Below are 19,979 nucleotides of genomic sequence, written 5' to 3' on the forward strand. Positions count from 1 at the left end.
GGTGATGTTTCACGTGAAACATCACCACCCCCAGCCTTGTATAAGGCGTGTATATCTGGTTTACTGAGCATCGTGGCGGGCTATTTACCTTGTCCATCTGCCATTGTCTCCGGATAAGAAGAGCTCACAGAGCTCTAAAAGACAGGTGTATGAGTCTTTGTAGGGCTTGCAGCGGTGTATATAGCAGAGCAGGGGAGTGGAGTGGGACGAGACTAATAACGAACTCCGAGCTGAGGGTAATTGTAAGCCTGCGCATCCTTTTTTGGATATTGAGGATTATAAGGGTATTTATAGAGACGAGCTAAAATCCCATGTTTTCGACACGATGAAATGGTTACAGGAAGAACTATACCGAAGCCATACAGAGATTCATGGATAGTATCTTCATAAGATATTCTTATCTAAAATACAACCTCAAAAAGTATATAAAGTGTTTGTAGTCCTGTAAACGAGGCGGGTATAAAAATAGAAGGTGTGGATGTTTCACGTGAAACATCCACACCTTCTATGGGTTTTTTGAGGATGAAGGCTTGAAGAAAACCTACTTGATGTATTCCTCAAAATCAGCAATGAGTGCCTGTTTGGGACGAGCGCCTACGCTCTTCTTTACAACCTGCCCATCTTTGAAAAGGTAGATCGCGGGAATAGAAGTAATGTCGTATTCCATAGCGGTGTCGCCGCTCTCTTCGACATTGACCTTCACGACATCGACCTTCTCGCCATATTCGGCGGCGATTTCATCGAGAACCGGGGCGACCATGCGGCAGGGACCGCACCACTCGGCCCAGAAATCAACGATTACCGGCTTGGAATTATCCAGAACCTCAGCCTTAAAGGTGGCATCGGTTACTGCTTTTGCGTTGCTCATATCTGATTCTCCTGACTAAAGGTTTTCGAGGTAGTGCTGTGCGTCGAGTGCTGCTACCGCACCCGAACCGGCGGCGATAATCGCCTGACGGTAGGTTGGATCAATGACGTCGCCCGCGGCGAAAACGCCGGGCAGAGAGGTTTTTGATGAGCGTCCCTGAACCGCAATCGTGTTCTGATCGGTAATCTCCAGCTGATCCTTAACCATCTCGATACGCGGATCAGAACCGATAGCAATGAACAGTCCGTCGAGCTTCATATCGCGGGTAGCGCCAGTAACGGTATCGGTCAGAACAACCTCTTCCAGCTTGGAATCACCGTGAATCTCGCTCACTACGGAATTCCAGAGAACTTCAATCTTGGGGTTGTCGAAGACGCGCTGCTGCATAATATCGGATGCGCGCAAAGAATCACGGCGGTGGATCAGATAGACCTTGGATGCGTAGGTGGTGAGGAAGAGTGCTTCTTCCAGGGCAGAATCGCCGCCGCCTACTACCGCGATTTCTTTATCTTTGAAGAAGAAGCCATCGCAGGTTGCGCACCATGAGACGCCGTAGCCAGAGAGTGTATCTTCACCTTCAACACCCAGCTTGCGGTACTGCGAACCGGTCGAAATAATAACGGTTTTTGCGAGGTGTACGGAACCGTCGGAGAGAATAACCTTCTTAATATCGCCGTCGAGCTCCAACTTTTCGACATCCTGGTAGCGAATATCCGTGCCGAAGCGCTCCGCCTGGGCACCGAAATTGGTCATGAGCTCGGGCCCCTGGATTCCCTGCACAAAACCGGGGAAATTTTCGACCTCGGTTGTGGTCATGAGAGCGCCGCCGGGGGAGAGGGAGCTCGCGAAGAGTACCGGCTCAAGGTTGGCACGCGCCGCGTAGACGGCGGCAGTGTACCCGGCAGGGCCGGAACCCACGATAATAACGTTGTGGACCTTCTGGTCGCCCTCAGAGGCCGTTTCTTGGACTTTTTCTTGAGGGGTGGAGGATGCGGCAAGGTTCAGACCGCCGAGAGCGGCGCCTCCGAACAGATTACCCAATGTATTTTCAGTGCTCATTCTTCTCTTCCTCGATTTTCTTCTGATAGTCGCTCAACGCAACAGTATCCCCAATTATTCCATTCTGGGGGAGGCTAAGCCATATTAGCTGGGTTTGAGGTAAAAACGCCGGGTACAGAAGAAGAAATGTGACGTTTTATGTTCGGGGCTGCACCCGACGGAGAATACTGGACGGGAAACCTTGAGAGAGCGGGATCGAGGCAAAAATAAATGGCGCATCCCCATGTATGAGGATGCGCCACTCGTTGAGGCTATACGCTACTCGGCCTTAATCTCGCCAATGCGCAGACCGTAGCTGTACCCTGCGATAGGCTGCGAGAGCTTGGGTGCTTCATCGAAGACGATGATGATGTAGCCGCCCTTATCGGCAGACTGCTTGTCCTTATCCAGCTCAACCGTGACATCCTGCCCAGAGAAGCTTCCCTTGCCAACTTCGGTGGCACCGCTCATCGAGGCTTGGTTGTTGGTGTATACGGTGAAGGAACCGCCGGAACCGCCCGTCTGCTGAATAGTTAGTTTAGAGACAACCGTGGGAGACTCTAGTTTAGCGGCAAGTCCGAATTCCTTGACGACACCACCGAAGGCGGGGCTACCAAAACCATAGCTGGACCAGGTGCTTGAGGGGTTACCATCGGTCAGTGCGGGAAGACCGGAATCCATATCCGCCATAAAGTTAGGGTTGCTCGGTACCAGACGCGATACGGAGGTAACCTTTACTGGCGCATTGGAGGCGCTGGGCGATGCCGACGGGGAGGCTTCCTCAGATTCTGTAGACCCTGCCGTAGCGCTTGTGCTCGCCGAGGCGTTCTTACCTTTAACCGGATTCGATGCGTGATTCGACCCCAGGCCGGTCAGCGTGGTGAGTACGCCACCGGCAACAATGACCAATAGAAGCACGGCGGCGAAGGCAATAGCCCAGGTTCCGCGGTTTGTGCCTTCGTCTTCGTCGTCTTCATAGACGCCGTCATCGTTCGGTCCGGAGACCATAGGTGCAACGTTCATCGAGGGGATCTGTGAGACCTCCCAGGCCTTTACAGCGCTGATAGCGGAGGTTTCGGAACCCACCATTGGAATGTTTTCGTAGGTTTGCGGCGCGGCACCGGTAAGGCTGTCACCGAAGATTTCGGCCCCGAGCGCCTCATCAGGGTTGCCGTCGGGAGAGACCGAGGGGTTATCGGTCAGTAGGGTGTCAAGCAAAACATCCGGGCGGCTGTATGAGGTCACCAGGTATTTATTGCCTTCGGGGGCGATTCCCATATCGAGGATCTGAATGTTGTAGCGGCTATTGACCGCCAGCGCCCGCGAATTCTTCTCCAAGAGGTGGCTGCGCACGGGAGAAGCCACCACCACCGAAACCTTACGGTTCAGAATCTGATCCTTACCTTCGAGGATCATATCTGATTCGGCGGTGATGATAATCTGTGCGGTGATTTCGTAACGGCCACCCAAAACGGTTCCGACCGGAATCTGCTGCGACAAGTTCTCTCCCGTCATGTATTTTCTCGCCTATAGTTTAGTAGGCTCTTCCAAGATTTTACCCGGATTACGCCGGATACGGTGTTTTTAGCGGTTTGCGGGCTGGTTTAAGATTCGTTTGAGGCCCCTCGTCGTGCGAGTGCTTTTACCTTGCCCGCGATGGGTGCGAAGAGAGCATCTGCCTCACGCACGCGGAAAATCTTGAGCATCACCACATAGCTGAAGAGCATGGTGAGACCACAGATTATAAGGGTTATAACCGCTGAAATTTTTGATGCCCAGGCGAAGCCATCAAGATTGTATCCGCCCAATACCCACAATACGGCGGCGGCAATAACTCCCGCAAAACATGCCGCGAGGGTAGTACGAGCGTACATGTTGATAATACGCTTCTGCCCATAATACCCAAGTCTGCGGCGAATTTCGTAGTGGCTGATGGCGACCACGAAGAGGTTCTGCACCGGGAAAATCAGGGAGAGCGCATACACGGTGTAGCGCGGGTCAAGCAGGGAGGCAACCCCACTCATAATGACCATAACAATTGCGGCGTAGAACTGAATGAGGAAGGGGGTGCGCGCGTTTTCCCGGGCGTAGAGAACGCGCCCGTAGAGGAAGGATATGGTCAGTGCTGGGGTTCCCAATGCGGTAATAGCAATGAGGCGCCCAATGACGGTTGCCGCAACCGGGTCTCCGCCGCTAAAGAGCACCGCCACGGGACCGGCGAGGACGATAAGTGCGAGCGCACAGAAAACGGTGGCAATACCGGCGGTACGCATACCGTGTGAAAGGGCGTGGATGACGCTGTCACTATCGTCCGCGATGGCGGAGGAACTCATGCGGTTAAAGAGTACTGTAGCGATGGAAATGCCGATCACGCCGTGGGGGAGCGAGTAGAGCATCGAGGCGTAGTTCATTGCCTGCAGACCGGGAATCTGAATACCCATATCGGCATACTGGGCGCGGGCGCTCACCACGGATGCGGCAACCCGCGTCATGTACATATACGACAGGTTAGAGACGGCACCGGCGGCAAGGGTCCAAATCGCCAGACGAGATGCTTCCCGCAGTCCGATACCGCGCCAGCCGAAGTCCGGTTTGAGTCGCAGCCCCAGCCTCCTGAGCGGGATAAAGAGAACGATAGCCTGCAGCGCCACGCCCAGAGTTGCCGATCCGGCAAGGAAGATCGTCTGCATCGACGTCCAGCTTTCGACCGAGTGGCGTGGCGGATTGATGGTTGTATCCTGCGCCCCGAAGGTGAAAATAAAGATAAAGAGCGCAGCGATAGCAACGACGTTATTGAGCACGGGCGCCCACATGAAAGCCCCGAAGGCCTCTTTCGCGTTGAGTACCTGCCCAATGACCGTATAAAGCCCGTAGAAGAAGATTTGCGGCAAACACCAGAACGAGAATATATACCCGAGTTCCTTCTGCTCTGGCGTCCATGTAGAGCCCATAACGTTGATAATAGGGATGGCGCACGCCAGCGTAATCGCTGTAATCAGACCGATGGCCGTCACCGTAATTGTTACGAGCTTGGAAATATACCGTTCGCCGCCGTCTTGGGCTTTAGCGGCTTTGATAATCTGCGGCACGAGCACGGCGTTGAACACACCACCGGCGACCAATACGTAGATGAGGTTGGGGAGCGTATTTGCGGTCTCGAAGACGTCACCTACGGTCGAGAGGGCACCCAGTGCCACCGTGAGAAGGATTGCCTTAAGGAACCCTAGAACACGGGATACGAGCGTTCCCGCCGCCATAATGGCGCTTGAGCGTGCATCGGTACGTGCCAACTTCTTCTCCTGGTTGTGACGTTAGAGCTGGGTATTAATATACTCTCGTGCAATATCTGCGATGCGCCGTTCATTAGCGAAAGAGAGTTTCTGGCTAAGCTCCGCCAGGGGTACCCACGCAACATCGACTGCTTCATGATCGGGGTCATGCTCAATGGTTAGGCGGCCGCCGGTAGCACAAAAAAGGTAGTGATGTACCGTTTTATGGATGCGCTGCCCACTAGACGTAAACCAGTAGTCGATATACCCGAGGGTAGCAACAATGTAACCGGTAATTCCGGTTTCTTCGGCTATTTCTCGCTGAGCTGTTTCTATCAGACTTTCATGACCTTCAACATGTCCCTTAGGTAGACACCATTCGAGCTGTCTGTTGCGGTTATAGCGCGCAATGATTGCCACCGGCAGGTCGGGACTATCAAAATTAATCATGAGCCCTCCCGAAGAGACCTCTTCAAGCGCAGGCACCGGAAGCTGGGGCGCGAAGGGGCGTATTTTGGGTGCGCGCGGTACGGGAAAACTCATAGTTCTACCTTATCCGATGCGGCGTTATTTTGGGCTATGGTGCGGCTGATAGGAGCCCGCTAATATGCTCTTGCCGCTAATATCTGGCAGGATTAAGAGACTATGTCGCAAAAACTTGATGTGCTCTCAAAATATCCGGATGCTGTTGAACTCGGCGAACTCTACCGTCAGGCGGGTTTTGATCTCTACCTAGTCGGTGGTCTGGTGCGTGATGAACTACGCAATGCCCCCGGCGAGTTCACCGATTTCGATATGACTACGAACGCCACTCCCGCCCAGAGCGAGCGGATTTTGAGCGCCTGGGGAGAGCATATCTGGGATATCGGCAAAGAATATGGCACCATCAGCGCCCGCAAAAACGGCGCTGTTTACGAGGTAACGACCTACCGCGCCGAAGTGTACGTTGCTGATTCCCGCAAACCCACGGTGGAATTCGGCACCGATCTGAAGGCTGACCTGATACGGCGCGACTTCACCATCAACGCCATGGCTGCTGCGCTGCCTTCGGGGGAAATTGTGGATCTTTTCCACGGCACTAAAGATTTAGCAGAGGGCGTTTTGCGAACCCCGCGCTCGCCTCAAGAATCCTTTTCCGAAGACCCGCTTCGTATGATGCGCGCGGCGCGGTTCGCTGCTCGGTTTAACCTCACCGTAGCGCCGGAAGTATTCGAAGCGATGCGGCAGATGGCATCGCGCATCGAGATTATTTCGGCGGAACGGGTGCGCGACGAACTCATCAAACTCATCTGTGCAGATTACCCGCGCGTGGGCCTGAACCTGCTCGTAGAAACCGGACTCGCGGGCTATGTTCTCCCGGAGCTGCCCGCCCTGCGCATGGAAATGGACCCTTCACACCACCATAAAGATGTTTATGAGCACTCGCTCAAAGTCATGGAACAGGCGATCGAGAAGGAAACCGACGCTGACGGTCCCTGCCCCGCACCAGATTTTGTGCTGCGTTTCGCATCGCTTCTGCACGACATCGGCAAACCCAAAACCCGCAGATTCGAGAAAGACGGCTCGGTATCTTTTTTGCAGCACGATGTGGTTGGTGCGCGCATGGTCAAAAAACGGATGCGCGCCCTACGCTTCGATAACGACACCATCAAGGCGGTGGCGCGCCTCGTAGAGCTTCATATGCGCTTCTACGGCTACCGTGAGGCCGGATGGACCGACTCGGCGGTACGTCGATATGTGCGGGATGCAGGGGAGCAGCTGCAGCGTCTCCACAGGCTTTCTCGGTCGGATGTCACCACGCGCAATAAGCGCATGGCGCGCTCGCTGGCGCAGGCATACGATGATTTGGAACGGCGTATTGATGAGCTTGCAGCCCAAGAAGAGCTGGATGCGATGCGCCCTGAACTGGATGGCGAACAGATTATGGCGGTGCTGGGCATCGATCCTGGTCCTCTTGTGGGGCAGGCGTATAAATTCCTGCTGAACCTGCGTTTGGATGAGGGTGAACTTGGTGAAGAAGAAGCGACCCGCCGTCTGCTCGTGTGGTGGCAGGAGCACGGAGAGTCCTAAATCCCCATAATACGGCGGAATACTGCGGAAAAGAGTATGACGGAGACTACGGTGCATAAGGTTCACTAAATGCCTCTGTGAAGCTAAATTGACGTGTAGGATGGTACTCAGCGGCAGCGTTCGCCGCGCACGAATACACATTCACCGAAAGGGCATTACTATGTCTGATAACTCTGCCTTTAATCCGGCTTCTAACCCCGCATTCAACGGTTCTCAACCTCACGGACAGCCCGTACAACCTATCGCCGTAGCACCGGTCATGATGGTGCAGCAACCCAAATCCATGGCGGTGGCATATCTGCTGTGGTTTTTCCTAGGTTCCCCTGGTATTCACAAGTTTTATCTGAACCAAACGGGTCAAGGGATTCTATACCTGTGTTTATTCCTTACTGGCTGGGCAACTGTTTGGTTTCTTATCGGGATAATTCCTCTTGTAATTTTGGGTATCTTGCTCATCATTGATATTTTCCTGATACCTGGCCGGGTGAACCAACTCAACGGTGTAACCCCCGTTGTCGTGAAGCAGTAACAGCCCATTATCACAACCCCACCGCGCATTGGAGAATCCCGCATCCTCACAGTCGAGGATGCGGGATTTTTTGTCTGAACGAAGGTTGGTGCGGTGGGGGAGGGGAGGGCAGACTCCCACCGAATACACACCCCGTTCCCAGGGTTTGCGCATGTGAACTGTCTAAACTTGCAGTGAGCGCGTTATATACAGCGCGCTGAAACACTCACGAAGGAAGGAAATATGTCGCAACAGGTTTATGAACCTAAACTTTTCGCCCATGGAACCGTTCCGGGCAGCCGTACTTATGTGAACTCCGAACATGAACAGTCGACCGTCGTTGTGGTTCGCCCCAAATCCGTGATTCTCACCTATGTGCTGTGGCTTTTCCTCGGATGGTTAGGCATCCACAAGTTTTATCTGCGTCAGCCAATTCAGGGGCTGCTTTATCTGGCGCTCACCGGTATAACTAGCCTGCTGACGCCCATAGGTTTAGGTTGGATAACCGGTATTCCGTTAGGCCTTCTGCTCTTCAAAGACCTCTTCACGAATATCCTTCGAGTCGCCATCCTCAACCTTCGGGACTCTTCGGTTCGTTACTACTAAAACCAGAATTTTTAGCGTTCAAGACTCTAGCTTCAGGATGCGCCCGTTACACTCATGCGGTTGGCGGGCGCATCCTTCTCTTTGCTGGATTCTACCGCGTATTCTCGTGTAGTATAGAAGAATCTGTGTGTGCATCCTGAACAAGAGGATGCTGCACCGGGTGCCACATGAATCTCCTGCTATGGAAATCCCATAGCCGTTTAGCCCAAAGGAGGGGTTTAATCATGCGTGCATACGAACTGATGGTTATCCTCAACCCCGAGGTTGAGGACCGAGCGGTAGAGCCGTCTCTGTCGAAGTTCCTGGAAATCGTCACCAACGCTGGCGGTACCATCGACAACCTTGACATCTGGGGTCGCCGCCGTCTGGCATACGAGATCCAGAAGAAGTCCGAAGGTATCTATGCGGTTGTTAACTTCACCGCGAGCCCTGAGACCGCCGCTGAGCTCGACCGTGTTCTAAACCTGAACGAGTCCGTTATGCGTACCAAGATCATCCGTCCGGAGGATCAGAAGGTCAACAAGTAAGACTCTAAAAACCGCGACCTGATTAAAATGTCAGGTTCCTATGGTTACCTAGAGTTATATACTTGAATCCATTCGAGGAGGCATCAATGGCAGGCGAAACCATTATCACTGTGGTCGGGAATCTCACCAGCGACCCTGAGCTGCGCTACACTCCCGCAGATGCGGCGGTTGCAAACTTTACGATTGCATCTACCCCGCGTACCTACAACCGTCAAACCGGTCAGTGGGAAGACGGTGAGGCACTGTTCCTGCGTGCGTCTATTTGGCGCGACTACGCAGAGAACGTCGCAGAGACCCTGAAAAAGGGAACCCGTGTGATCGCCCAGGGCCGTTTGAAGTCTCGCTCGTATGAAACGAAGGAAGGCGAACGCCGTACCTCAATGGAGATCGAGCTCGATGAGATCGGTCCCGCTCTACGGTACGCTACCGCCCAGGTAACCCGTTCACAGCGTACCTCTGGAGGTAACTTCGGCGGTCAGCAGGGCGGCAACTTTGGCGGTAATAACTTCGGTAATAACCCCCAGCAGGGTGGTTTTAACAATTCCGCACCGCAGCAGGGCTTCGCTCAGCAGCAGGGCGGAAACGGTTACTCCAGTAATGCCGGATTCGGTGGGGGAGCCCAGCAGGCGCCCGCACAACCGGCACAGCAGCAGGCACCTGCGGCTGATCCGTGGACCTCACAGTCCGGTGGAAACTACGATTGGGGTACCGGTGCCGATGACGAACCTCCGTTCTAAAGAAACATTCCGTCTTCCTCAAACCAAACCATATATCAATCCATCCCGCGGTTAACGCCGCGGGCTCCCAACCTAAAGGAGCACCACGATGGCTAAGGCTGAAATCCGTAAGCCCAAACCTAAGCAGAACCCCCTGAAAGCTGCTGACGTCACCGTTATCGATTACAAAGACGTCGCCTTGCTACGCAAGTTCATCTCCGATCGCGGCAAGATCCGCGCTCGCCGCGTAACTGGCGTGACTGTTCAGGAACAGCGCAAGATCGCTCAGGCAATTAAGAATGCCCGTGAGGTTGCACTGCTTCCCTACTCCGGCGCTGGCCGCTAACGAGAAGGAGAGTAACAAGTACTATGGCTAAGATTATTCTGACTCAGGAAGTAACCGGTCTGGGTGCCGCTGGTGACATCGTCACCGTTAAGAACGGCTATGCACGTAACTACCTTCTTCCTCGCGGCTTTGCCGTTTCGTGGACCGTTGGCGGCGAGAAGCAGGTTGAATCTATCCGTGCGGCCCGTGCGGCGCGTGCGAAGGCCTCCCTGGAAGAAGCCCAGGAGACCGCAGCTAAGCTCTCTGCTCGCCCGATTGTAGTAGCACACAAGGCTGGTGCTGATGGTCGTCTCTTCGGCTCCGTTAAGGCAGATGCTATTGCTGACGCTATTGAAGAGGCAGGTCTCGGCACTATCGACAAGCGCACCATTCACCTCGGTTCCGCTATCAAGCGCACCGGTGAGTACCAGGTGACCGCTCGTCTGCATGAGGATGTTGTTGCCAACGTTACTCTGGACGTTGTAGCAGCCGCATAAGCAGGGCGTATTTAGACGCTGTGAGGGCGTCGCATTCCGACTGGGATGCGACGCCCTTTTCATATGTGGAGCCAATTATCCGTTTTACCCGAGAAGTGCGGGGTAGGGGAGGGGTATGTTTCACGTGAAACATTGCGTGTTACAGAGTACCGTCAATAAAATCTATGACCGCTTGGGTTACCTCTTCCAAATGCCCCTCGATCATATGACCACCCGTTTCGAAGATACATGTGGTGAGATTCGGGTATCGGTACATAGAACTCTGCACATGCCCTCGCGGCTGGGCAAAAGGCACAACTCGGTCATCTTGTGCATGGATCAGAAAAACGGACGGTTCCAAGCTCTCAATGGGGTATTCCTCAAGATGGACCGCCATATCCGGGTTTGTGATAGCTGCGTCGATCTTGGCTCCCATACGTCGCTCCTGTAGGGGGAGCATCCCATATATGGTGTGTGAGGGAAGCCCAAATAGAGGTTTGAAAAACGGAGACAGCAGCCACATGATGTAGTCATGGTTCAGAGCGGCAGGAGGTCCCATACGCGTGGGCAACTTTCGTGGTTTTTCCTCCAGGGGTGGGGCAGAGCTGAGGAGAATAAGACCTGTTGTCCGTTCCGGATAATCCAGAGCGAAACGAAGAGCGAGGGTTCCTCCGGCAGAGGAGCCTAGCACATAGACCGTCTCGATATTGAGGATATCAAGGAGTGCCATCAGAGCCGCTGCCTGTTCTTTGGGAGTTCCTTCACCTGCAACCGAGCTTCCGGGGTACCCAAAACGCGATGGAGCAATAATCCTGTAGTGTTCCGAGAGATCCCTAACGTTCTCAAAGGCTTGGTCGTAGCCTCCATAGATACCGTGCAGAGACAGGATAACGGGAGGGTCGCTATATGCTGAGGATGACCCTGTGGGCATAATGTCGAGATATGTTATCTCTCCATAGCTGAGATGCACCGTTTTGGCCGGATACGACGCGAGTTTGTCCACAGCATCGTGGAGTGCCCGGCGGCATCGTATACCCTGAACACCCATGTAGGTTGTGGCAGCAAGCGCTGTACCACCAAGGAGGAACCAACCCCACCGGCCGTATCCTGCACGGTTTTTCTGTGGTTTCCGTGTACTGCTAGTCCCACGCATAGTTCCCTACCCCTTCGTATACGGTCTATTTTTAACTACAGTAATTTCACAAACGTGGGCGCACAACCCTAGGGGACGGGTATTAGGAGTATTCTTGGAGATACTTCGATATAGTAGTATTTCTATCTCTATACGTTGGATAACTATATTTCTATAGGAATTTTCTTATAGACAGCATTAATGTTTCACGTGAAACGGTGTGCGTAAAAGATTGAGAAATAATAAAAATATCGGGAGGACCTCAAAAATCCTATATTCTCCGAAGCGAGAACCGTAGACTGGACGTGACAGAATATCCTTAAATTTCTGCAGAAGGATAGGTATAGATGTTACAGGTTCAGAATCTTACCAAGAGGTATGGTGATAAAACCGCTGTTAACGATATGTCTTTTATCGTTCCCGACGGTAAAGTCACCGGTTTTTTGGGTCCTAATGGGGCAGGTAAATCGACCACGATGCGCATGCTGGTCGGACTCCATAAGCCCACCTCGGGCGAAGCCCTTGTGGACGGCAAAAATTATCAGTCCCTTAAATCTCCGCTCCATACGGTGGGAGCCCTCCTTGATGGGAAATCGGTACATCCGGGGCGCAGTGCACGCACGCACCTCATGTCTATTGCGCTTACCCATGGTATTTCGGCGAAACGTGTGGACGAAGTTATCGGTATGACCGGTCTAAGCCAAGTCGCTAAACGGAAGGTTGGCGGTTTTTCCCTCGGTATGAACCAGCGTTTAGGTATTGCCTCAGCTATCTTGGGCGATCCCCATAACGTTATTTTGGACGAGCCGGTTAATGGTCTTGATCCCGAAGGCGTGGTGTGGGTTCGTCAGTTGGCAAAGTATTTGGCATCTGAAGGTCGGGCGGTGCTGATTTCTTCACACCTCATGAGCGAGATGGCGCAAACCGCTGACGACCTCATTATTATTGGGCGCGGTCGCCTGCTGGAACACACGTCTATTGATGAACTTATCTCGCGAGTAGGCGGCCATAAAGTTCTGGTTCGTACCGATGAACGTGACCTTTTCGCTTCGCTCCTTGCGGAACGGTCGCTTCCTTTCGAGGCGGTCGATACCGATGGTTTATTGGTTTCGGCTGATGCTCGCGACCTGGGTGAGCTCGCTTTGCGTGAACAAATTTTGCTCTATGAGCTGGCGCCTCATGAAGCAACTCTTGAGGATGTTTACCTTGAAATTACACGTTCAGAGGTTGAATATGTCTCTGATGAGCTTCCTGGTGCTGGTGCTTTTACCGCAGGCTCTCCGGTGCCGAATACACCGGCAGCCGATCCTCAACTGCAACCGGTGGCTAGTTCTCCAGAGCACAGCTTTATCGATGAAACCCAGCAGGAGAATGGGAGGAACATATAAAATGAGTACTCAAACCTACGCTACTAAAAATGCGCCTGCACCGGTTGCTCATAATCTATCATTCCTGGGTGTGCTCCGCTCAGAATGGTTAAAGATGCGCTCCCTACGTTCTCAGCAGGTTCTCTTCATCATTACGGTAGTGCTGATTTTAGGACTCGCAATGCTGCTGGCTCCTGTTTTTAACGAACAATTGGCACAGTATGAGAAAGATGTGAGTACATCGCAGATTGTGAATGGGCAATCAGTCAACGGTTCCGAGATCATTGACCAGATGAAGAGCGCATCGTACTCTATCGGAGTTGTAGGCGCTTCATTGGGAGGCATTATTCTTTCTTCCATGGCGACGGTATTTATTGCATCTGAATATGCCACGGGTGCCATGCAAACAAGTCAGCTAGCAGTACCACGTCGTTCTCTTTTATATTCTGCTAAAGCCCTTGTGGTGACGGTGGTAGCTTTTGTCGTAGGAACCTTGAGCGGTATCTTGGCATTCTTCTTAGGCCAGATGATACTCACGGAAAAACTACGAGTCTCTTTCGACGGTGAAGTACTTCGAATCACTCTTCTTCTTGGACTATATCTTGTGGTACTTGCTTGGATGGGATTCGGGTTTGGTGCTCTCCTCCGTAATAGTGCCGGAGCTATTGTTCTTACAGTCGTTCTGCTTTTTGTGGTGACAATAGTTCTTAGTTTCTTCAGGTCTGCTGAGTGGGCAAGCGATGTTTCCAAGTATCTACCTGTTCATCTGGGCGAAAATATGTTGGTCCACGATACTGACCAGTTCAAAGACCCCGGTTACGGGATGCGTTGTTTCCTCTTCACCCTGTGGGGTTTTGTACCCTTGGTACTTGGCTGGATTCGCTTCAAATTCAACGATATGAAGTCGTAGACTTACGGCTCATCGGATAAGAGGAAGTGCCGCCTCCTGAACATATACTGGATGGGAGGCGGCACTTGCTGTTACATCAAGGATCACCGTTGTGAGCTACTCTCGGTTAGGCTAGATATATGGCGAAAAAATCTTTCAATCACCTTCCCCCCAGCACTCAACTTTTGCGGGTCGGCATCATCTTCGAGGCAGTAAGTGTTGTACTTGTGATACTTGCCTTTATTCCTTTTCCCTCGCTCACGGTGAATGCCATCCTGTTTTATATCACGATAATCGTGGGTAGTTTTACCTCTGTGATCGCCTTTATCTGTGCCATAGTGGGGCTTATTCGGTTTGTGCGTCATCGCATCGCAAATATTGTATTGGCGGCGGTATCGGTGCTGATAAACCCGGTGACCGTGGTTTTGGCTGATGCTCTTCTGAACTCTAACGGCTAAATTACTGTCGCGTGGGGATTGCGCTCTTCCCAGTATTTCTTGCGGGGACTTTCAGGTGTTTTTCAGCCAAACCCCAAGGTTCCTCAAGGTAATTACGGTTAACTAGAGGTGTTGGTTCGAGAGGACTGCGATGTGAATGTGTGTGTTTCAGAGAGCGAATATGCTCTCGTGGAACTGAAAAGCGAGGCTACACAGTAGCCTCGCTTTTCAGTTTTAAAAATTTCGCCTTCTTTCGGGCGGCTATTACAACCTCATGCACGGCACCGGATACAGCGTGTAATTCTCTGCGATATATGCCCTGTAAGGAAGCTCTGACCCCTGGCCTTGTGTCTACAGCACACATGACCCCTCGTATTCACAGATATTCCCAAGGTTTAACTCACGAGGAATAAAGGTTGACGGGTCATAGTTATGTCAGGTAGTTCGAGAGGACTATCTGAAAGTTGGACTTTCCTTAGCGGAAGTGGCTCTGATTTTCGTATGTATGTGTGTGTGATTGAGGCTGAGATCGAATCTTCGGGTTCGGTCTCAGTTTCGTTTAATCCTTAGTCTGCATTCCGCACATAAAGCCACAGAAAACAACGGTTAGTGCCGGCGTGACAGGAGGTTTGCAAGATACAGCATAAGAAAAATGCGGCTACCTCATGATGGAGTGTAGAATTAGAGCATAAAAATCTTGCATATTAAATACGAATTATCACAGGAGAGTTATCGTGCCTAAAACCCCGAACGTTCCCGGTACCGATCGTCCCGCCGAAAAAGCCGCCGGACACTGGCTGCTCGCCCAACTCGGCAAGAAAGTCCTCCGCCCCGGTGGGCGCGAAACTACAAACTGGCTGCTCAGCCGTGCACTCGGCGGACAGATTGACGTAGTCGAATTTGCCCCCGGACTAGGCATTACAGCGCTCGAAATCGTCAAACGCAGCCCCAAGACCTACACCGGTGTAGACCTTGACCCAAAGGCGGCTGAAATCGTGCGCGGGCGCATCGGAAACAACCCCAACTACACGGTCGTGAACGCCGGGGCGCAGGAGACCGGGCTGCCCGATTCCAGCTACGACGTGGTGGTGGGCGAGGCTATGCTGACCATGCAGACCGACAAACATAAGCTGGAAATTATGCGCGAAGCGGCGCGCATCCTACGGCCGGGCGGCTACTACGCCATTCACGAGCTATCGCTAACCCCCGACTACCTGCGCCCTGAGGTTCAAGAAGAAATTCAGAAGGACCTGGCACGAAGCATTCGCGTGAACGCACGCCCGCTTACGGTTGCCGAATGGACCCGCCTTGCCGAAGAAGCCGGGTTTGAGGTGTTAGACGTATATCAAACCGAGATGGCTCTTTTAGAACCCAAACGCATGATTGCCGATGAAGGGGTGGGCGGACTCGCCAAGATCATGTTCAACCTTGCACGCAAACCGCAGATTCGTGAGCGCGTGCTGGGTATGCGCAGTGTTTTCCGCCGTCACGCCGACCATATAGGCGCTATCGGTCTGGTTCTACGGAAGAAATAACTACGATTTGCGCGGTCAGAAAACGGAGCCTGAGTTTTCCCGATACAGTGGGAGGATTACTGAGGCTCCGTTTTACACTAGATATATATGAGGCGTAGATCCCACTCAAGCATGTGTACGCCCCCCGCTGGAGAAGACAATGAGCCGTATTCTTTTCTCTCCCGAAAGCTTTAATATGGGTGAAACCACGCGCGGCATCGAAATAGCGCGTGTTGCCCAAGACCGAGGGCACAAAGTCCTCTTCCATATATACTCGCCCAAATACCGTGGGTTGCTGGAAAGCGCGCGGCTTCCCGTGCATCTTCGTGAACCCATCATGACTGATGACGAAGCGAAACAACTCATGGCGCTTGACCAAGGCAGGGGAGTGCGGAATCCCTTCACCACCGAGAAAGTACGCCAGAGGGTTACCGTAGAACTTGCTGCTATTCGTGACTTTAACGCAGATGCCGTGGTGATCGGTTCTAACCCGACTATGTTGATCTCCGCGCGCATCGCTGGTGTACCTATTTTCTATGCGCGCCCTTATGCATATTCAACGACCTATTTTTCTGCGAAATCTGCCGGTGAAGCCCCCTCAGCACCGGGATGGTTACGCGCACTGGTTCGGGCAATATCTTATAAACCAGCCTCGTTCACTCGTGTAGCCCGCGAACATGGAATCAAACTCCCGCGCCGTACCATCGACATGTTCAGCGCTGACGTAAACCTTATCTGTTCTCTTTTTACCGAGCTGCGCGGCGATCCGTTAACGGCGCCGGATGTCAGTGTGGGTCCTATCTACTACCGTGCTCCCGGTGAACTTCCGCAGATTGTTCGGGAACCTAAAAAGCGACCACTCATCTACGTGGGGATGGGCTCATCCGGGTCTGCGCGCATCTTGGCGGCGGTGTTGCGACAACTTTCAACGGCACCGGTAGATGTGCTGGTCGGTGATGGGGTGCTGTTATCGGATGCTGATGCGCGCTCGCTGGGCGACAATATTCACCGTGCGGGAACTGTCCCGGCTCATCTGCTTGCTGGGCACATTGATGCCTCAATCACGCACGGTGGTGAAGGAACCGTGCAGACAGCGTGCCTGGCGGGGGTACCGTTCGCGGGTATCGCCATGCAGGCCGAGCAACGTTGGAATATTGAGGAATGTGCACGGTACGGCAATGCCCTGCGCTTCACGAAACATGATGTGCACCGAGGCCAGATGTGCGGCATTCTGGATCGTTTAATTTCAGATGAGACCATGCGTGCCAAGGCCCGGCAGCTCGGTGAGGCAATGCGCGGAATGGACGGACCAACCCGCGCCGTAGAGGTGATTGAGGGCTATCTCAAAGACTGTAATCCTGCCTAAAGAGTGCGAAACTCTGTTCACAGAACCACAGCGAGGTGAAACGATGAATATTTTGGTTGTTGGAGCATCGGGCTATGTGGGGCGTCATATTGTGGAGCAGGCGCATCGTCGCGGGCATCGGGTGCGTGCTGTGGTGCGCGATAAGGCTCGGGCTGAGAGCGCCGGGGTGTGGGGTGCACCATCGCTGGCGGATAGGGTAGATGAGTGGGTGGTTGGTGATGTAACCGACCGTTCCTTGACAGCAGGGGTGTGCGATGGCGTTGATGCGGTTATTTCGGCACTAGGGGTGACTCGGCAGAAGGCCGACCCCTGGGATATTGACTACCATGCGAACCTAAATATATTGGAGTCTGCGCGCGCCCATGATGTCACACGTTTCTGCTATGTGAACGCCATACACGCCGAGTCGATTCGTTCGCAGCTCACGCGTGCGAAAACGGCTTTCGCGCAGGCATTGATCCAGTCGCCGCTGGCGCATCAGGTGGTGAGCCCGAGTGGATACTTCTCGGATATGAGCGCTATAGCGCAGATGGCACGCCGCGGCCGGGTGTATCTTCTGCGACCGCAAGGGCGGCTTAACCCCATTCACGGGGCGGATGTTGCCGCATACTGTTTTGATAAGGTGGAATCTGCTCAGGAGGGATCCTACGATATTGGTGGTCCCGAGGTTCTCTCGTGGCGCGAGGTAGCACAGTACGCTTTTGAGGCGGTGGGACGCCCCGCGAAGATCACGGTTATACCGCCCCGGTTAGCAGACGGTGTGGTGAAGGGGATCGGCCTTATCAAACCGCGCGTGGCCGATACTTTGTCGTTTATGCTGTGGGGTTTAACGCATGATTGTGTGGGGGAGCCGACGGGAACGCATAGTCTTCGAGAGTTCTACCGGGAACAGGCGCAGAATTTATAGGGCGGTGTACATTTCAACAAGCGTTCATGAGAAACTAGCATAGAAGTTCTGCAGAGATTGCTTCTGGAACGCCATAAGCATCGGATAAAAACGCGATTTTGAGGAAAAAGCATGTCTGAAACTGCCATCGATTATGGTTCTCGTACCCTGCCGCACGATGATGTCGCGGAGCAGTCGGTGCTGGGCGGCATGATGCTCTCTAAAGACGCTATTGCCGATGTTGTGGAGACTCTGCATGCGGGAGATTTCTATAAGCCGCAGCATGAACTGATCTATGAGGCAATTATTTCTCTGTACGGTCACGGCAACCCCGCCGATGCGATTACGGTAGCGGATGAGCTCAAGGGGCGCGGCGAACTCACACGAGTCGGCGGGGCAACATATCTGCATACGCTCATCGCTTCGGTTCCAACCGCTGCGAATGCCCAGTATTATGCTGAGATCGTCAAGGAACACGCGGTCATGCGCCGTCTGGTAGAGGCTGGCACTAAGATCGCCCAGCTCGGTTACACGAGCGAGGGCGAGGTAGACTCGCTGGTTGATCAGGCACAATCTGAGATTTACGCAATTTCAGATGGCAACGCGAAAGAGGATTACGTTACTTTCTCAGATGCCTTAGAAGCCACGATGAACGAGATCGATGCGAACTCGAACCGTCCGGATGGCGTTTATGGCGTGCCCACGAGCTTTATTGAGTTTGATGAGCTCACCGGTGGTTTGCATCCGGGACAGATGATTGTGGTTGCCGCGCGTCCCGGTGTGGGTAAATCGACGTTGGCACTGGATATCGCTCGTTCTGCCGCGATTCATCATGATATGACGACGGTCTTTTTCTCTTTGGAAATGGGTCGCACCGAGCTTGCAATGCGTGTGCTTTCGGCGGAGGGCCGCATTTCGATGGGCCGCCTCAAGAAGGGAGATCTTGACCAGGAGGGATGGACCAACCTGGCGACCCTGCAGGGAAAAATAACTGGTGCACCGCTTTTTATTGATGATTCGCCGAACATGACGCTCATGGAGATTCGTGCGAAATGCCGTCGCCTTAAGCAGCGCAATCAATTGCAGCTTGTGGTGCTGGACTACCTGCAGCTAATGAGCTCGGGAAAGAAAGTTGAGTCTCGTCAGCAAGAGGTTTCGGAATTTTCCCGTAGTCTCAAACTTTTGGCGAAGGAACTTGAAGTTCCGGTCATTGCGCTGTCGCAGCTGAACCGTGGTTCGGAGCAACGCACCGATAAGCGCCCAATGATCTCTGATCTGCGTGAATCCGGTTCGATTGAGCAGGATGCGGATATGGTGATTCTGCTGCATCGTGAGGATATGTACAATCCCGATAGCGATCGTGTGGGCGAGGCAGACATGATTATTGCGAAGCATCGTGGCGGCCCAACGAAGACTATTCCCTTGGCATTTAGCGGTAAGTACTCGCGGTTTAATAACATGGCTTCTGAGACTCCACCGCAGCAGTATTAGCGGAATCTAGCGCATTTGAACGTAAGAAAGGCGTTGCTTGACCGGTATTTTTACCGGGAGGGCAGAGCCTTGAGTCTTTAAGAATTTTCGGAGTATAAGGAGTTTTCGTGAATGAGGTTTTCATGGAAGTAAACACCCAAAATATTGTGTGACACACTACATATTATTCTGGTTTGCAAAGCACGGAAAGCCTCTGTATAGTTGTATGAGTCGCCGCGGCGAGCGGGGGTAAAAACCCCGAGATTATGCGGCAAAATCAACTATACACCGTATGACTTGAAGTTTATGTGTCACATTTGTGAGACGATTTCAAGAGTATGATGGCTTGAATGAATCTCAAGATTGTGTGATATAAAACACAAAGTTTTAGCTTGTGTTTCTTTCTGGAAGCGAGTATAGTTGTATAGGTTGTCACTCAAAATGGAGTGGCGATATCCCTGACCGACTGATGATGACTCTGATTGTGTGTTGTTGTTGGTGTGGTGTGTTGTTTG

At 52.8% G+C, this 19,979-nt stretch carries 20 protein-coding genes; 14 read left to right on the forward strand and 6 right to left on the reverse strand.

The window, feature by feature from the left end:
* Nucleotides 1-541: 541 nt before the first annotated feature.
* From trxA to HMPREF2554_RS11050, 5 genes are all read right to left on the reverse strand, one after another.
* A complete protein-coding gene (gene trxA, locus HMPREF2554_RS11030; protein ID WP_004005938.1) occupies nucleotides 542-868 on the reverse strand; it encodes a thioredoxin in 327 nt (108 codons plus the stop codon).
* Nucleotides 869-883: 15 nt separating this feature from the next.
* A complete protein-coding gene (gene trxB / locus HMPREF2554_RS11035) occupies nucleotides 884-1,927 on the reverse strand; it encodes a thioredoxin-disulfide reductase (protein WP_070555426.1) in 1,044 nt (347 codons plus the stop codon).
* A 258-nt stretch (nucleotides 1,928-2,185) separates the two neighbouring features.
* On the reverse strand, nucleotides 2,186-3,421 hold the full coding sequence (locus HMPREF2554_RS11040; protein WP_048778931.1) for a hypothetical protein: 1,236 nt from the start codon (nucleotides 3,419-3,421) through the stop codon (nucleotides 2,186-2,188).
* An 89-nt stretch (nucleotides 3,422-3,510) separates the two neighbouring features.
* On the reverse strand, nucleotides 3,511-5,196 hold the full coding sequence (gene murJ / locus HMPREF2554_RS11045) for a murein biosynthesis integral membrane protein MurJ (protein ID WP_070555429.1): 1,686 nt from the start codon (nucleotides 5,194-5,196) through the stop codon (nucleotides 3,511-3,513).
* Between the two features lie 21 nt (nucleotides 5,197-5,217).
* On the reverse strand, nucleotides 5,218-5,718 hold the full coding sequence (locus HMPREF2554_RS11050) for an NUDIX hydrolase (RefSeq protein WP_004005942.1): 501 nt from the start codon (nucleotides 5,716-5,718) through the stop codon (nucleotides 5,218-5,220).
* 102 nt (nucleotides 5,719-5,820) lie between these two features.
* Here HMPREF2554_RS11050 and HMPREF2554_RS11055 point away from each other — a divergent pair, with 102 nt between their 5' ends.
* From HMPREF2554_RS11055 to rplI, 7 genes are all read left to right on the forward strand, one after another.
* Complete coding sequence (locus HMPREF2554_RS11055) at nucleotides 5,821-7,245, forward strand: CCA tRNA nucleotidyltransferase (RefSeq protein ID WP_070555432.1); 1,425 nt, start codon at nucleotides 5,821-5,823, stop codon at nucleotides 7,243-7,245.
* A 160-nt stretch (nucleotides 7,246-7,405) separates the two neighbouring features.
* Entirely contained in the window at nucleotides 7,406-7,774 is a 369-nt protein-coding gene (locus HMPREF2554_RS11060) for a TM2 domain-containing protein (protein WP_141744401.1), read from the forward strand.
* 222 nt (nucleotides 7,775-7,996) lie between these two features.
* Nucleotides 7,997-8,359, forward strand: coding sequence for a TM2 domain-containing protein (locus tag HMPREF2554_RS11065; RefSeq protein WP_013398165.1), 363 nt, complete (start codon nucleotides 7,997-7,999; stop codon nucleotides 8,357-8,359).
* Between the two features lie 224 nt (nucleotides 8,360-8,583).
* Nucleotides 8,584-8,886 (forward strand): 30S ribosomal protein S6, encoded by a 303-nt coding sequence (rpsF, locus tag HMPREF2554_RS11070; protein WP_004005946.1) that lies wholly within the window; start codon nucleotides 8,584-8,586, stop codon nucleotides 8,884-8,886.
* Between the two features lie 86 nt (nucleotides 8,887-8,972).
* Nucleotides 8,973-9,623, forward strand: a complete 651-nt coding sequence (locus HMPREF2554_RS11075) for a single-stranded DNA-binding protein (RefSeq protein WP_070555437.1) — start codon at nucleotides 8,973-8,975, stop codon at nucleotides 9,621-9,623.
* 88 nt (nucleotides 9,624-9,711) lie between these two features.
* Entirely contained in the window at nucleotides 9,712-9,948 is a 237-nt protein-coding gene (gene rpsR / locus HMPREF2554_RS11080) for a 30S ribosomal protein S18 (RefSeq protein WP_004005948.1), read from the forward strand.
* Between the two features lie 23 nt (nucleotides 9,949-9,971).
* Nucleotides 9,972-10,424 (forward strand): 50S ribosomal protein L9, encoded by a 453-nt coding sequence (gene rplI / locus HMPREF2554_RS11085; RefSeq protein WP_004005949.1) that lies wholly within the window; start codon nucleotides 9,972-9,974, stop codon nucleotides 10,422-10,424.
* 139 nt (nucleotides 10,425-10,563) lie between these two features.
* Here the strand turns inward: rplI and HMPREF2554_RS11090 are convergent, their stop codons facing one another.
* Nucleotides 10,564-11,556: an alpha/beta fold hydrolase gene (locus HMPREF2554_RS11090; protein ID WP_070555441.1), complete on the reverse strand. Its 993-nt coding sequence runs from the start codon at nucleotides 11,554-11,556 to the stop codon at nucleotides 10,564-10,566.
* 326 nt (nucleotides 11,557-11,882) lie between these two features.
* Here HMPREF2554_RS11090 and HMPREF2554_RS11095 point away from each other — a divergent pair, with 326 nt between their 5' ends.
* From HMPREF2554_RS11095 to dnaB, 7 genes are all read left to right on the forward strand, one after another.
* A complete protein-coding gene (locus HMPREF2554_RS11095; protein WP_070555444.1) occupies nucleotides 11,883-12,923 on the forward strand; it encodes an ABC transporter ATP-binding protein in 1,041 nt (346 codons plus the stop codon).
* Between the two features lies 1 nt (nucleotide 12,924).
* Entirely contained in the window at nucleotides 12,925-13,812 is an 888-nt protein-coding gene (locus tag HMPREF2554_RS11100; protein ID WP_070555447.1) for an ABC transporter permease subunit, read from the forward strand.
* A gap of 119 nt (nucleotides 13,813-13,931) precedes the next feature.
* A complete protein-coding gene (locus tag HMPREF2554_RS11105) occupies nucleotides 13,932-14,249 on the forward strand; it encodes a hypothetical protein (RefSeq protein ID WP_004005956.1) in 318 nt (105 codons plus the stop codon).
* A 713-nt stretch (nucleotides 14,250-14,962) separates the two neighbouring features.
* Entirely contained in the window at nucleotides 14,963-15,763 is an 801-nt protein-coding gene (locus HMPREF2554_RS11110) for a class I SAM-dependent methyltransferase (RefSeq protein WP_070555450.1), read from the forward strand.
* 139 nt (nucleotides 15,764-15,902) lie between these two features.
* The gene (locus HMPREF2554_RS11115; protein ID WP_070555455.1) at nucleotides 15,903-17,108 is read left to right on the forward strand and encodes a nucleotide disphospho-sugar-binding domain-containing protein; all 1,206 of its coding nucleotides are present in this window, start codon (nucleotides 15,903-15,905) and stop codon (nucleotides 17,106-17,108) included.
* A 43-nt stretch (nucleotides 17,109-17,151) separates the two neighbouring features.
* Entirely contained in the window at nucleotides 17,152-18,015 is an 864-nt protein-coding gene (locus HMPREF2554_RS11120) for an SDR family oxidoreductase (RefSeq protein ID WP_070555459.1), read from the forward strand.
* 111 nt (nucleotides 18,016-18,126) lie between these two features.
* Nucleotides 18,127-19,485 (forward strand): replicative DNA helicase, encoded by a 1,359-nt coding sequence (gene dnaB / locus HMPREF2554_RS11125; protein ID WP_013398176.1) that lies wholly within the window; start codon nucleotides 18,127-18,129, stop codon nucleotides 19,483-19,485.
* The last annotated feature ends 494 nt before the right edge of the window (nucleotides 19,486-19,979 follow it).

Origin of the sequence: Rothia sp. HMSC071F11 (genome assembly GCF_001809115.1) — a bacterium.
GTDB classification, from domain to species: Bacteria; Actinomycetota; Actinomycetes; order Actinomycetales; family Micrococcaceae; genus Rothia; species Rothia dentocariosa.

Bases quoted from the DNA above. Each gene is read 5' to 3' on its own strand.
- dnaB (WP_013398176.1), top strand. From the start codon at position 18,127: ATGTCTGAAACTGCCATCGATTATGGTTCTCGTACCCTGCCGCACGAT.
- HMPREF2554_RS11060 (WP_141744401.1), top strand. From the start codon at position 7,406: ATGTCTGATAACTCTGCCTTTAATCCGGCTTCTAACCCCGCATTCAAC.
- HMPREF2554_RS11105 (WP_004005956.1), top strand. From the start codon at position 13,932: ATGGCGAAAAAATCTTTCAATCACCTTCCCCCCAGCACTCAACTTTTG.
- HMPREF2554_RS11075 (WP_070555437.1), top strand. From the start codon at position 8,973: ATGGCAGGCGAAACCATTATCACTGTGGTCGGGAATCTCACCAGCGAC.
- rpsF (WP_004005946.1), top strand. From the start codon at position 8,584: ATGCGTGCATACGAACTGATGGTTATCCTCAACCCCGAGGTTGAGGAC.
- HMPREF2554_RS11120 (WP_070555459.1), top strand. From the start codon at position 17,152: ATGAATATTTTGGTTGTTGGAGCATCGGGCTATGTGGGGCGTCATATT.
- trxA (WP_004005938.1), bottom strand. From the start codon at position 868: ATGAGCAACGCAAAAGCAGTAACCGATGCCACCTTTAAGGCTGAGGTT.
- trxB (WP_070555426.1), bottom strand. From the start codon at position 1,927: ATGAGCACTGAAAATACATTGGGTAATCTGTTCGGAGGCGCCGCTCTC.
- HMPREF2554_RS11055 (WP_070555432.1), top strand. From the start codon at position 5,821: ATGTCGCAAAAACTTGATGTGCTCTCAAAATATCCGGATGCTGTTGAA.
- rplI (WP_004005949.1), top strand. From the start codon at position 9,972: ATGGCTAAGATTATTCTGACTCAGGAAGTAACCGGTCTGGGTGCCGCT.
- HMPREF2554_RS11065 (WP_013398165.1), top strand. From the start codon at position 7,997: ATGTCGCAACAGGTTTATGAACCTAAACTTTTCGCCCATGGAACCGTT.
- HMPREF2554_RS11050 (WP_004005942.1), bottom strand. From the start codon at position 5,718: ATGAGTTTTCCCGTACCGCGCGCACCCAAAATACGCCCCTTCGCGCCC.
- HMPREF2554_RS11095 (WP_070555444.1), top strand. From the start codon at position 11,883: ATGTTACAGGTTCAGAATCTTACCAAGAGGTATGGTGATAAAACCGCT.
- HMPREF2554_RS11040 (WP_048778931.1), bottom strand. From the start codon at position 3,421: ATGACGGGAGAGAACTTGTCGCAGCAGATTCCGGTCGGAACCGTTTTG.
- HMPREF2554_RS11090 (WP_070555441.1), bottom strand. From the start codon at position 11,556: ATGCGTGGGACTAGCAGTACACGGAAACCACAGAAAAACCGTGCAGGA.
- HMPREF2554_RS11115 (WP_070555455.1), top strand. From the start codon at position 15,903: ATGAGCCGTATTCTTTTCTCTCCCGAAAGCTTTAATATGGGTGAAACC.
- rpsR (WP_004005948.1), top strand. From the start codon at position 9,712: ATGGCTAAGGCTGAAATCCGTAAGCCCAAACCTAAGCAGAACCCCCTG.
- HMPREF2554_RS11100 (WP_070555447.1), top strand. From the start codon at position 12,925: ATGAGTACTCAAACCTACGCTACTAAAAATGCGCCTGCACCGGTTGCT.